Here is a 12,512-nt window from a genome sequence, read left to right on the forward strand (position 1 = left end):
GAGAGGCCAATGGTAAAAAAACAGTTTGTGAGTATAAGTATCGTACTGATATTTTTAATGTTAGTAACCGGTTGTGGAAAAGACGATGAAGGGGTCATCTATAAAAAGGGTTTACCAAAAGACAGTCCGGCATTTAGAGAATTTATGAGACATGAACTTGATTTAGCGACAGACGCAACTTTGAGTTATGAAAATCATACATATACGATCATGCGCAGTGATAAAAAAGGGCTACGGTATTATCAATATACGGATAAAGAACTAGAAGACTTTTACAGCCCTTTTCTTTCGGCTAAAAAATATCCTGCAGAAAAATTATATGATTTGAAAACAACTGAATTTCTAACTAAAGAAAAACTTATCCACAATAAAATAGAACGTAATCTGCCGGAAATGACATTAGACAAAAATAATGTCCTAAAAATTAAAACAAAAAGAGGAGAAAAAAAATTAGAGTTTCCATCAGCCAAAGGCAAAAAAGTACATTTGGCGTTAGCAGCTGTTAGCAAAGACAGCATGCTGATACAAGTAGAAGTATATGAAAAATTAAAAAATGGTGACTTAGGAGACAGACAAATATATTATCTTTTTTTAAAACGAGATTTTTCAAAACACAGCATTGTCAAAGAAGAGGAATTAAATGCAACAATTGAATCTGGGAAACTGAAGGAATACTTATCCGTTTTTCCAAATGTAGCGAAGAATGGAGCATATCGTAAGTTATTCGATAAATACATTTTCGATAAAAAGACGAATAAAGTCCGGAAAATTAAAGACACTGATATTCTGAGCAAAGACGGTGAGTATGTTTATATTAACGGAGCTAAAGAAAAAGAAACAAATGTAATGGCTGACGGTATTCAACAGATACAAACAGTGGATAATTATCTAAAAGGAAATGAAAAATATGAAGCTCAGTTTAAGATTGACTTCAAACAAATTGCAAAAGAGATGGATTTTAACGCGGGCGATGCGAGGATAGCTAATATTCATTATTTTAATAAGGATTATGTAGTTTTGTATATTTCCTATCATGGGAAGCCAATTGGGACAGCAGGAGCTGTTAATGTACTAATCGATTTACAAAAAAACAAAAAACAGCCAACGGCTTACTTAGTTGATTTAGGAATTGAATCATAGAGGGACTGAAGAGTTTTTATTCAGTCCTTTTCTTATTTGACAAAGGTAGGCCACAAAATTGGGACAAGCCTTCTGTAATTTTTGGAACTCAAATAAAAAGGAACATAAAGGATAGAAACACTCAATGAAAAAAAGATGGTTTATATACTTAAGCATTTTCGTAATATGCTCGCTGGTGATCACCAACTGCGGAAAAGACGATGATGCATTCACATATCAAAAAGGATATCCAAAAGAAGACAGTCCGGCATTTAAAGAGTATATGAGAATTGAAAGTGGATTAGCGGGCGATGCGACGTTAAGGCATGAAAATCATAAGTATACGGTGATGCGCGGTGATAAGGGTGGGCTTCGTTATTATCAATATACAGATAAAGAGCTTCAGGATTCATATGCGGTAATTTTTTCATCTGATCAAATGTTTTACTCTCACATAAACAATAGCAGGTTTTTGGATGCCAAAGGGCCCATTCGCTATATAATAGGATGTCAGCTGCCCAAGTTGCGGTTAGATCATAAAAATATGCTGCAAGTGCAAACTGAGTTAGGCGAAAAAAAGATAAAGCTGCCTATAAAAGCAACTGCTGATTCTGAAGATATTTATCTCTATCTTCATGCTATTGATAAAAAAAACATGCTGATCGGAGTAAAGGATTATACAGGCGATGGAGATACGAAGACATATTATATATTTTTAAAACAAAATCTTTTAAAATACCAGATTGTCAATAAAGATGAATTGCCCGCAACAATCGAGTCAGGAAAACTAAATGATTACCTGTCTGTTTTTCCAAAGGTGGCGGAGGATGGATCCTATCTACACTTATTTGACAAATACATTTTCGAAAAAAAGACAAACCTAGTCAGAAAAATCAGTAAGGATGATTATTTAAGCGAAGACGGCAAATATGTATATCTAAACGGGGCTGAAGACAAGGATATCATGTCTGAAGGTGTCCAGCGCATTCAAACTGTGGAAAATTATCTAAAAAGAAATCATAAGGATGAAGTGCAATTTAATTTGGATTTTGAAAAGGCTTTTGACGGAGCAGGTTTGAAAGTGAAAAAAGTAAATTCAGCTGAAATTAAATATTTTAATAAAAATTATGTGGCTATCCAATTTTCATATGATTTCATCTGGTATGGCTCGGGATATATTGATATGCTGATTGATTTGCAGGACAAAAAACACCCGATTGCTTACTTGATCGATTAGACTTACAGTATACATTTATCATAAGAAAAAACTGCACCTCCATCGTTAGACACTATCTAACGATAGGGGGTGCAGTTCATTTTTCACCCTTGCTTCACCTTCTCCGACGCATATCCATTCGGATTCGCAGAGTGCCAGTTCCAGGCGTCGCGGATGATTGCGATCAGGCTGTTGTGCTTCGGGGTCCAGCCTAATTCTTTTCTGGCTCTGGAAGAAGAAGCGGCAAATGTTGCTTGTGAATCGATGTCCGTTTCTGTCAGCTTTGCGGCGATGAGAGGGATGCCTGTGACATATTGGGCGGCAAGGATGATTTGTTCAGCGGAGTAGCTTTCGCCATAGCTGAGATTGTAGATCCGGCTATCCTTTCCATTCCGCAAATGGCTGATGGCGAGCACGTGTGCTTCTGCCAAATCCTGCACATGAACATAATCGCGGAAGCCTGTTCTGTTTTCAGGGTGATCTATGTGAACAAAAGGAAGGTGTCCGAGAGCAGTTCGCAGAACATTTGAAATGAGATGTGTTTCATTCCCCCAGTCTTCGCCGATGATGGCGGATGGGTGGGCACCGCACGGATTGAAAGAGCGGAGGATCACATATTTCAGGCCGTACGCTTTTTCCGCTTCCATCAGCATTTTCTCCATCATCCATTTGACCTTGCCGTGCGGGTGAACGGGTTCAGGTTCAGTTTCTTCCGTGACAGGGAGGTCCTGCGGACAGCCGTAGACTGCAACGCTTGAAGCGAAAACGATCCGGCTGACATTGTATTCTTTCATCACGTCAAGCAGGGTTTCCATGCCTGTCAGGTTTTCGTTGAAAGAAGAAAAAACGCTATTCGACTGTGATGGAATGGGAGATGCTGCGAAATGCATGACGGCTTCAATGTCCTCGTTTTCAAATACTTGCTTGAGAAAATGCCGGTCGCGAATGTCCCCTTTATAAAACGCAGCTTCGGGGTGAACGGCTTCCGCGTGTCCCGTCGCCAGGGAATCCACAACAACGACTTTTTCTTTTTTCTCAATTAACGTGTAAACGGCATGGGAACCGATATAACCGGCTCCCCCGACAACTAGTATGCTCATCGGAATCCCTCCTTTTGGATCTCTCGTCTTCTACATCATATGGCGCTGCGGAGCTGCCGCCCGCCGTTGTTCTTCAAATCCGTATTTGCCGTCAATGATATATAGCGGCCTGTCTTTCACTTCGTCATAAATGCGGCCTATGTATTCGCCGATTGCTCCGAGGATGATCAGAATAAATCCGCTGAACAAGCATTGCAGAATAATCATCGACGACCATCCTGTAATGGTGCTTGTCGTAAACAGCTTCATGCAGACGACGATGAAGGCGTATATAAAGCCGACCGCTGACAGCGCGATTCCTGAGTAGCTTGCGAGTTTCAGCGGCTGAAAGGAAAATGAAGTGATGCCGTCGAGCGAAAGCTTCAGCATTTTTTTCAGCGGGTACTTCGTTTCCCCTGCAAGCCGTTCGTGGCGCTCGTAATAGACGGCGGTCTGCTTGAATCCGAGCCAGCTGACAAGGCCGCGGACGAACGGATTTTTTTCTTTCAGCTTGTTCATTTCATTGACCACCTTCCGGTCCATGAGCCGGAAGTCTCCCGTATCCACTGGGATATCAACGTCTGTGAGTTTTCTTAAAATACGGTAGAACATGGCGGCCGTTTGCTTTTTGAAAAATGTTTCTCCTTCGCGCTTTGTGCGGACGGCGTATACAACGTCAAAGCCTTGGCGCCATTTTTCCGCCATTTCCAAAATCAATTCAGGAGGATCCTGCAAATCGGCGTCGATCACAACGATCGCCTCGCCGGCAGCATAGTCCGTTCCGGCCGTAATCGCGATCTGATGACCGAAGTTTCTTGAGAAATTGATGCATTTTACTGCCGGGTCTGACTGAGCAAGCGACTTCAGCATGTGAATGCTGTCATCGCTTGAACCGTCGTTTACAAAAATCAGTTCATAGGGATCGCCTGTCGAGTCCATGACGGTTTTTAATCGGTCATAGGTGCTTTGAAGCACCTCCGCTTCGTTGTAGACAGGGACTACGATTGAAAATGTGAGTCGTTTCTGCATGTTCATCACCTTTCCTTTCATCAATCAAGCTCCACTTTATAAAGCGTCTGATTTCCGCCAGGTCCGCCTGACTGGGAATCGTTATCTGAAGAAGAGCTGCTGTATTCGCTTTTTGAAATTTCTTTTCCGTTTTCTTTAATCCAGTTGGTGATTTCTGAATTGTCCTGACCTCGGCCGTCGCCGATCATGAAGTACTTGACTTCTCCGTTTTTGACGAGCTTCTCAAGTTTTTCAACCGTTAAAATCGGGTCGCTTCCAGAGAATCCGCCCATCGCCATCACAGCTTTGCCTGTTTTGATGATGTAAGATTGAGCAGACGTTGCGCTGGAGACTGCAAATAAATATTTTTCACCAGTGTTGTTTTTTTCAAGGTAGCTCAACAGTTCTTCATCGACTGACTCGCCGCTTCCAGGGCTGCCGCCGCTTGGTCCGCCTTGTTGACGGCCGTTTGCCCCTTCGTCATTCTGCTTTTGGCTGTTTTGTCCGGAACCGGTATCAGCTGAAGAATCGTTGCTGTTTGAACCAGGACCGAAGCCAGGTCCATTATGGTTGTTTTGATCACTGTCTGTTTGGCCGTCTTGGCTGCCGAATCCGGGAGGTCCGCTGCCGTTGTTATTCTGCATCTTACCTCCTCCGCCACCGCCGCCAAATGATTGTCCGGATTTAGGTCCGGCCTGTGGAATCATGCCGTTTACACCGTCAGCAAGCGTCGCCGTTGTCCAGTAGAAAGGTCCGATCAGCATGCCGAGCAGCGCTGCAAGTGATACATAGTAGCTGAATGACTTTCCTTTCTTGAGAAAGATGAGAAGACAGCTTGTGACAATGCCGAAAGCGCCGATCAGTATGCTCCAGATGATGCCGATTTCGCTGAAATAAGGACTCAAAATGTACAATTCAAATGCGGTTGTCAGCAAAATTCCGACCGGCAGAAGCTGTTTTTTCCAGCGGCTTTCTTCCTGATAGAGGCGAACGAGCGCCGTCCAGCCTGCACCTGACAAAGCGGCAATCGGTGCTGCCAGCATAATCAGATAGTAATGATGGAAGAATCCTGCGACACTGAAGAATGCAGCGACCGGCAGAAGCCACATCATCCAGAAAATCGTTTCAGTCGTTGTTTCATTGAATTTTCTTTGCCTGCGAAGGCCCGTGATCAGCAAACCGATGATGCCGAAGAGTACAAACGGGATCAACCAGCTTGCCTGTCCGGAAAGCTCAGATTGGAATAGTCTGAGAGGGCCCGGGTTTCCTGTGCCAAACATGCCGCTCGTGCCGCCACCGGGACCGCCGCCGCCGCTTTGGACATCACCCTGCTGGCCGTCCGGTCCGCCTGAAGGCATCTCGCCCCCGTTTGGCGGAGCCATTTGTCTATTTGCCGAGTCTGAGTTGGTTTCGGTATCGCCGCTTTGCTGTTGCGGCGTTTCCTCCTGCTGGGTCTTTTGATCTTGATCAGATGAGGAGGTTCCGCCCCCGTCTGCACCGTTTTGCCCTGTGAGACGCTGGATGCCGTTGTAGCCAAACGCCAGCTCAAGGACAGAGTTGGTCTGGCTGCTTCCGATATAAGGGCGCGAACTCTCCGGCTGGCTGTCGACGACAACTGCCCAGGAAACGGAAACGCCTGCCAGAACGATCATGGCTGTGATAAGGGACACAATTTTTTTGCGAATCGTCGTTTTTGCTGCAATCATGTAAAACAGCAGGAATGCCGGTAATACCATGTAAGCTTGCAGCATTTTGACGTTAAAGCCGACACCGACCATACAGAATGCGCCGAGCAGCCAGCCGATTCTTCCTTTGCGGACTGCTTTGAACAACATCCAGGTTGCAATCATCAAGCAAAGAACGAGAATGCTGTCGACGTTGTTTGTATGGCTGACCGCAACGGCAATCGGCGTACACGCCATAATAAGAGCTGAAATTCTGGCCGCCGTTTTGCCAAAGGTAGGTTTTACAATGAAGTACAAGAGTGCTACGGAAATCACTTCGGCAATGGCTTCAGGGAGGACGACGCTCCAGCCGTGCACGCCGAACACAAGTGCAAAGAGTGCTTGAATCCAGAGTGCGACAGGCGGTTTATCAACTGTTACAAAGCCTGCCGGATCAAATGATGCGTAAAAGAAGTTATAAAAGCTTTGGGTCATACTTTCAACGGCCGCCGTATAGTAGGCGTTGTCTGTGTCATTATTCCAGATGCCGTACAAGTTTAAAGCTGCTGATAATACAAGAATGAAGACCAGGAATATATCGATATTCCTTTTCTTAATCATTGTTCGATCACCTCACTAAAGAGCATTATAGAAGGCAAATATGATCAAACTATGAACAAATCAAGAAGGAATTTTAAATTGTAATAGAGGGGCAAAAAAAAGAGACATGCCGTCAAAAGCATGTCTCAAAATATGAGGTGAGGTGTTATTTCCATATATCTTCTGCGATCTCGACGACATGACGCAGTTTTTCCCATTGCTGCTCTTCTGTCAGGAGATTGCCTTCTTCTGTGGAGGCAAAGCCGCACTGCGGGCTCAAGCACAACTGGTTCAGGTCGACGAAGCGGGAAGCCTCTTCTATGCGCCGCTTAATGGCATCCGGGTTTTCAAGCTCTCCGAATTTGGATGTGATGAGACCGAGGACGATCTGCAAGTCTTTCCGTTTGACATAGCGAAGCGGTTCGAAGCCGCCGGAGCGCTCATCATCAAATTCAAGGAAAAGTCCGTCTAAGTTTAGTCCGTCAAAGATCGTTTCTGCAGCTGCGTCGTAGCCGCCTTCTGCCACCCATGTCGACTTGAAGTTGCCGCGGCAAATATGCATCGTCACCGTCAAATCGTCGGGACGTCCTGCAATTGCTTCATTGATTGTATTGGCAAAGGACTCGCGGAGCTCATCCGCTTCACGCCCGAAGGCTTTGATCTGCTCTTGTCCTTTTTCTGAGAAAAATACGGACCAGGCCGTGTCATCCAGCTGCAAATAGCGGCAGCCGGCATCGTAAAATGCGCGGATCGCTTTTTTGTATGCCTGCGCCACATCGTGATGGAACTCATCCAGATTTTCGTACGGACTTTCTCCAAGCTTTCCTCTGAAAAACAGCATATTCGGGCTCGGAATCGTCATTTTCGGCGTATGTGTTCCCGCAACTTGATGAAGAAATTTATAATCTTCCAGCATCGGATGGTTTGTAAAATCGACTTTGCTTGTTACTTTAATGCCGCGCGGCTTCGTTTCAACATTATGAAATTGAATGCCCTTGTCCGCTCTATATCCTTCTACGCCGTCAAGTCCTTCAAGAAAATCGAAATGCCACCATGACCTGCGGAATTCCCCGTCTGTGACGGCTTTAAGACCAATTTCTTTTTGCTTTTCGACAATGCGCTTAATCTCTTCGTTTTCGACTTCGCGCAGTTGTTCAGCGCTAATTTCGCCGTTCGCTTTTTGGAGGCGCGCTTTTTTTACAGGCTCAGACCTTAAAAGGCTTCCCACCTGATCAGCTCTGTACGGTCCAATTTTTCTTCCTGGCGTTTGCTTCAGTACATCGGTTGATTGTGTCATGCTTCATCCCTCTTTCTTTATAGACATAAAAAAGCTCTTCCCGATAAGGAAGAGCTTGATATATTCAATCTCCTCCTTATCTTCAAGAGCACGAACATGCTCTTAAGGATTTAGCACCATTCTGTCATAGACAGCGGTTGCCGGGTTTCACAGGGCCAGTCCCTCCACCACTCTTGATAAGGAAAACCTTTTTATGCGATTTTTTAATAGTTTTAATATTAATACTTTTTATAAAAATGTCAATGGGTTTAAAAAAACTCTTTGGTTTTTTCATTTTCTTCATCTGCTGTTAAACCGGAGGGCGTATCAAATCAATGTGTGAGTTTTTCGTCAAGACAGCCGTTCAAACAGTCAACAAGGTGTTGAACGAACAGGTTGAATTAGAATATTTTTCAATTTTTATTTCCAAAAACAGAAACTTTTTATCGAGTTCACCGGTCTATCATGTGTACCTGATTTCAAAATGGGTATTATAAAAAATGACAGATTAAGGAGGGTTCTTATGAACAAAAAAACAGTGTTTAAAGCGTTCGGAATGTTGATGACAGGGGTATTGTTTTTTGCGCTGTACAGTGCGGCCGCACTTCCTTCTGCACACGCGGCAAATGAAAAAAAACCGACGGTCACGAGCCATACGTACAAAAACATTAAGGCTTTGAAATACCCGCAGGTTTCAAATGTAAGCACCAAATCTCTCCAAAACAAGATCAACAAAGATTTTAAACATTATATTGAGCAGTCCTACAAAGATTATGTGAAAAACAAGAAAGACGGCCAACAGCACGGATATCAAACGGATTACCAAACGTCCTTTGAAGTGAAATACCGGACCGGCCAAAAGCTGAGCATCCTGACAAGCAATTATGTCTACTCCGGCGGAGCGCACGGAAATACGGCAGTCCGCTCTTTCAACTATGATCTTGTCTCTAAAAAACGGGTGTATTTAACCGACATCTTAAATACAAAATCGAAAATGGATAAGACAAAAACATACATTTACAACTATATCCAAAAACACCGCGACATTTTCTTCCCGGATGTGAAGAAGAAAGACATCGTCCTCGGTAAAAACACGGCTTTCTATTATACAAAAGACGGCATTGCGATCGTCTTCCAGCAATACGATGTAGCCCCTTATGCCGCCGGAAATCCGGTCGTTGCCGTTCCAAAAACAGTGTATCAATAAATAACAGCCCCTGTTTCTCAGGGGTTTTTGTTTTGAGGAAAGAGAAATGGGGAGATTATGGAAGCCCTTTCATGAAGCGGCAGCTGACGGGCATGATTTAGCCCGCAGTCAGTTTGCAGATTTTTTCTAAATCGAACAGCTCGCAGACATAGAACATGCACTGCCGGCCGCTGATGATCTGATATTTTTTAAAAGCATATGTCTGGTCTGCTGAAACAGGTACAAGTTGTGTGAAATGTTTTCCCAGGCAGTCGCCCGTGCTGAAAATTTCACGCCTTGACTCCAGTTCTGCAATGATTTTTCCGATGGGAAGCCTTTCTTCCTGCAAATCTTGTTTGATGGCGAGCGGCAGTAGGTTTGTTTTGACATAAACATAATTATAAGATAAATAATCATCGCCTGTTTTCAAAGAGGAGGTTCTAAACAAGATCTCATCATCGCGTTGAAACAGCCTCGCTTCTTCAGGTGACAGCTTGTCATAATCAATATTATTTTGCTGAAAAACTTCGATTTCGGTTTTGCCGCCGATCAGCGTTTCAATCGCTTTGGTTGTTGAACCATCGGTTTTGGTTAACATGTCTTTTACTAGAGCAACAAGAGCTTTAGGAAAAAAGTGGCTTACGCTCAATTAAAGGCACCTCCGCACCAAAATTAGAATTTTTTGAAAACTTGTCTTTAAATTTATCATGTGGAGATGAGTTTGTCTAGAAAAATAAGTTAAATTTTAGGTTAGTAATGTAAATTTTATCTTTTTTATAATTGAATAGATCAGGATATGTATGGAAAAAGGAGACGTCAATGTCTCCTTTTTTTGTCCCATTATTTTAAGTCGTCTCTCCTTCTAACAGCTGTACGGGCAAATAGGTTTCCAGCGGCAAATCATCGAATTCGCCTTCAATGGCTTTGGACAAAATCTCGATGGCCGTCTTGGAAATGAGTTCGATCGGCTGCTGGATGGTTGTCAATTCCGGGAGGATGGACTGAACCGCTTCCGTTCCGTCGTAGCCGATCACCTTTAATTGCCCGGGAATGTCTTTTCCGCGTTTTTTTGCTTCGGTGATGACCGTAGCGGCCATGAGGTCATCACTGGCAAAAATGCCATCAGCTGCAGGCTGTTCATCAAACAGTTTTGAAATGATTTCCCGGTAATTTTGATGAAAGGGAACTTCATATGTAATCGGCTGTCTCCCGTGTTGTCGCATCACATCTTCATATGCTTTTCTTCTAAGATTTGCCGGTGTTTTCAGCTCAATTGGTCCGTTGATATGGATGATGTGCCGGCAGCCTTTTGCAATTAACAGTTCTGTCGCTTTTCTTCCTCCGTCATAGTTATCGGAGCCGATGACGGGAATCGTTTCCGATAAGTAATGGTCGATGGCGACAATCGGCAGGTTTTGCCGGTGATAATTTAAAATTCCCCTGTTGTAAGTCACGGCGATGACGCCGTCCACTTGATTTCGCATCAGCATATCCAAGTATTTTTCTTCTTTGTCTTTGCGGTTTAAGCTGTTGCAAAGAAGCAGTTTGTAGCCCATGGCAGCGCAGATGCTCTCAATATGAAAGGCCAGTTCGCCGAAAAACGGATTGCTGGAGTTAGGGATGATGAGCCCTATTAAATGAGTTCGTTTACGAAATAAAGAGCGGGCCAAATCGTTTGGAAAGTAATTGATTTCTTCCATCGCTTTATAGACTTTTTCTTTTGTTTTTTCACTAATATAGCCGCGGTTATTTAATACCCGCGATACGGTTGTTGGTGAAACTCCCGCTTTTTTTGCAACGTCGTGAATGCTAGGCTTCATTCCCTTTTCCCCCTGCTATTTTTACTGAAATGGCTTACAATTCTCGTCACGCACTTATTTTAGAGAATCGGGCCGATATGTGCAAGAAAATGCCATGCTTCTGAGAAATGTACCGGGATGAATAATTGGGGGAAAAAGTATGTCAACCGGTTGACATATGAAACCGGTTGACATACAATTCACTTGAAAACGCTTTTATTTGCTGGTTTATGAAAAATGGGGGGAAGTGACAAAGATGAAAAGGTGGCTCTTCGGAATTTTTTCGTTGTTACTGATGTTTGCGATGTGGGGCTGCAGCAATAGCAAAAGTGCAAATAGCCAAGATGGGAAAACGCTTACGATATGGGTGCACGTATCTGATGATAGTGAAGAAGGAAAGGTCTATCAAAAGCGGGTGGACGCTTTTAATAAAAAGTATGCCTCTGAAAACGTCGAGGCCAAAATTGATTTCATTCCCAGAAGCGGAAACGGTGGCGGATATGAAGACAAAGTGAACGCAGCGCTGACAACGAACACCCTGCCGGATGTGATCACTTTGGACGGACCGAATACGGCGGCTTATGCAAAATCGGGCGTAATTGCGCCATTGGATGAGTATATCAAAGACCAGGATGATTTATTGCCGAGCATTAAGCAACAGGGAACCTACGAGGGGAAACTGTATGCGATCGGCGTCAGCGAATCGTCGGTCGGTATTTACTATAACAAAAAAATGCTGAAGGACGCCGGCGTTGATTTGAAAACGCTGCCAACGGTTGATGATCCTTGGACGTGGGACGAATTTCTTGAGCTTTGCAAAAAGCTGAAAAATCAATATGACAAACCGGCCATCGATATGCAGTTGCAGTCAAAAGACGAAATGCTGACCTATGCCCTATTGCCATTTGTTTGGTCGGCTGGCGGCGATGTCCTTTCAAAAGATGGCAAGAAAGCGGAGGGTGTTTTTAACGACAAACCGACTGTTGAAGCGACGACATTTATTCAAACAATGCTGAAAGAGGGTTACACGACCCGGACTCCGGTTAAGCAGGCGTTTGAAACGGAAAAATATCCGATGAAAATGAGTGGTGTCTGGACGGTAACCGACATGGAAACAAATTTTCCTAATGTCGATTATGGTGTGATGCCTTATCCTGTTTCGCCAAAAACAAAAAAACTTGTGTCCCCTTCAGGAAGCTGGCAGTTTGCCATGACACAGACGTCTGAAAACAAGGAATGGGCGGCGAAATTGGTCGATTGGATGACAAACAAAGAATCCAACCTGGAATTGAGCCGTTCGATCGCCGCGCTGCCTGTGCGCTATTCATCAGAGAAAGTGCTGGCAAAAGAATTCTCAGATGAAATGAATGTCTTCTTGCAGCAGCTGAAAGAAACGGGGCATGCACGACCGGTGACACCGGCATATCCACAGGTGACGCGCGCATTTCAGCAAGCGATCGATGACATCAGCTTCTTTGATCAGCATCAGGATATTCAATCGGTTCTGGATACGCGTGCAAAAGAAATGCAATCAGCCATCGATAAGGCAAACTAGAAGGTGGAGC

General features: G+C 44.0%; 10 protein-coding genes and 1 riboswitch. Of the genes, 4 read left to right on the forward strand and 6 right to left on the reverse strand.

The window, feature by feature from the left end:
* Positions 1–9 precede the first annotated feature (9 nt).
* Positions 10–1,140 carry a hypothetical protein gene (locus tag H2R00_RS15985; RefSeq protein ID WP_182069763.1) on the forward strand — a complete coding sequence of 377 codons (1,131 nt, stop codon included), beginning with the start codon at positions 10–12 and terminating at the stop codon, positions 1,138–1,140.
* 124 nt (positions 1,141–1,264) lie between these two features.
* The gene (locus H2R00_RS15990; RefSeq protein ID WP_182069765.1) at positions 1,265–2,356 is read left to right on the forward strand and encodes a hypothetical protein; all 1,092 of its coding nucleotides are present in this window, start codon (positions 1,265–1,267) and stop codon (positions 2,354–2,356) included.
* Between the two features lie 83 nt (positions 2,357–2,439).
* On the opposite strand, the gene galE is transcribed toward H2R00_RS15990, so the two are convergent.
* From galE to H2R00_RS16010, 4 genes are all read right to left on the reverse strand, one after another.
* Entirely contained in the window at positions 2,440–3,435 is a 996-nt protein-coding gene (gene galE, locus H2R00_RS15995; RefSeq protein WP_182069767.1) for a UDP-glucose 4-epimerase GalE, read from the reverse strand.
* 30 nt (positions 3,436–3,465) lie between these two features.
* Complete coding sequence (locus H2R00_RS16000) at positions 3,466–4,464, reverse strand: glycosyltransferase family 2 protein (protein ID WP_182069769.1); 999 nt, start codon at positions 4,462–4,464, stop codon at positions 3,466–3,468.
* Positions 4,464–6,707: a glycosyltransferase family 39 protein gene (locus H2R00_RS16005; protein WP_182069771.1), complete on the reverse strand. Its 2,244-nt coding sequence runs from the start codon at positions 6,705–6,707 to the stop codon at positions 4,464–4,466. The genes H2R00_RS16000 and H2R00_RS16005 overlap by 1 nt, the downstream gene beginning before the upstream one ends.
* Positions 6,708–6,852: 145 nt before the next feature.
* Positions 6,853–7,983 (reverse strand): 5-methyltetrahydropteroyltriglutamate--homocysteine S-methyltransferase, encoded by a 1,131-nt coding sequence (locus H2R00_RS16010; protein WP_182069773.1) that lies wholly within the window; start codon positions 7,981–7,983, stop codon positions 6,853–6,855.
* A 73-nt stretch (positions 7,984–8,056) separates the two neighbouring features.
* Positions 8,057–8,166, reverse strand: a riboswitch (SAM riboswitch).
* Between the two features lie 319 nt (positions 8,167–8,485).
* Between H2R00_RS16010 and H2R00_RS16015 the strand changes: the two genes are divergently transcribed.
* Complete coding sequence (locus H2R00_RS16015) at positions 8,486–9,169, forward strand: DUF3298 and DUF4163 domain-containing protein (RefSeq protein ID WP_154996194.1); 684 nt, start codon at positions 8,486–8,488, stop codon at positions 9,167–9,169.
* Positions 9,170–9,266: 97 nt separating this feature from the next.
* Here H2R00_RS16015 and H2R00_RS16020 read toward each other — a convergent pair whose 3' ends face one another.
* Together H2R00_RS16020 and H2R00_RS16025 are read right to left on the reverse strand one after the other, a co-directional pair.
* Positions 9,267–9,797 carry a chorismate--pyruvate lyase family protein gene (locus H2R00_RS16020; protein WP_182069775.1) on the reverse strand — a complete coding sequence of 177 codons (531 nt, stop codon included), beginning with the start codon at positions 9,795–9,797 and terminating at the stop codon, positions 9,267–9,269.
* Positions 9,798–9,993: 196 nt separating this feature from the next.
* Positions 9,994–10,968 carry a LacI family DNA-binding transcriptional regulator gene (locus H2R00_RS16025; RefSeq protein WP_182069777.1) on the reverse strand — a complete coding sequence of 325 codons (975 nt, stop codon included), beginning with the start codon at positions 10,966–10,968 and terminating at the stop codon, positions 9,994–9,996.
* A gap of 235 nt (positions 10,969–11,203) precedes the next feature.
* Here H2R00_RS16025 and H2R00_RS16030 point away from each other — a divergent pair, with 235 nt between their 5' ends.
* Positions 11,204–12,502 carry an ABC transporter substrate-binding protein gene (locus tag H2R00_RS16030; RefSeq protein ID WP_182069779.1) on the forward strand — a complete coding sequence of 433 codons (1,299 nt, stop codon included), beginning with the start codon at positions 11,204–11,206 and terminating at the stop codon, positions 12,500–12,502.
* Positions 12,503–12,512 lie beyond the last annotated feature (10 nt).

It is taken from the genome of Bacillus haynesii, from assembly GCF_014042035.1.
Classification (GTDB): Bacteria; Bacillota; Bacilli; order Bacillales; family Bacillaceae; genus Bacillus; species Bacillus haynesii.

Bases quoted from the DNA above. Each gene is read 5' to 3' on its own strand.
- H2R00_RS15985 (WP_182069763.1), top strand. From the start codon at position 10: ATGGTAAAAAAACAGTTTGTGAGTATAAGTATCGTACTGATATTTTTA.
- H2R00_RS15990 (WP_182069765.1), top strand. From the start codon at position 1,265: ATGAAAAAAAGATGGTTTATATACTTAAGCATTTTCGTAATATGCTCG.
- galE (WP_182069767.1), bottom strand. From the start codon at position 3,435: ATGAGCATACTAGTTGTCGGGGGAGCCGGTTATATCGGTTCCCATGCC.
- H2R00_RS16000 (WP_182069769.1), bottom strand. From the start codon at position 4,464: ATGAAAGGAAAGGTGATGAACATGCAGAAACGACTCACATTTTCAATC.
- H2R00_RS16005 (WP_182069771.1), bottom strand. From the start codon at position 6,707: ATGATTAAGAAAAGGAATATCGATATATTCCTGGTCTTCATTCTTGTA.
- H2R00_RS16010 (WP_182069773.1), bottom strand. From the start codon at position 7,983: ATGACACAATCAACCGATGTACTGAAGCAAACGCCAGGAAGAAAAATT.
- H2R00_RS16015 (WP_154996194.1), top strand. From the start codon at position 8,486: ATGAACAAAAAAACAGTGTTTAAAGCGTTCGGAATGTTGATGACAGGG.
- H2R00_RS16025 (WP_182069777.1), bottom strand. From the start codon at position 10,968: ATGAAGCCTAGCATTCACGACGTTGCAAAAAAAGCGGGAGTTTCACCA.
- H2R00_RS16030 (WP_182069779.1), top strand. From the start codon at position 11,204: ATGAAAAGGTGGCTCTTCGGAATTTTTTCGTTGTTACTGATGTTTGCG.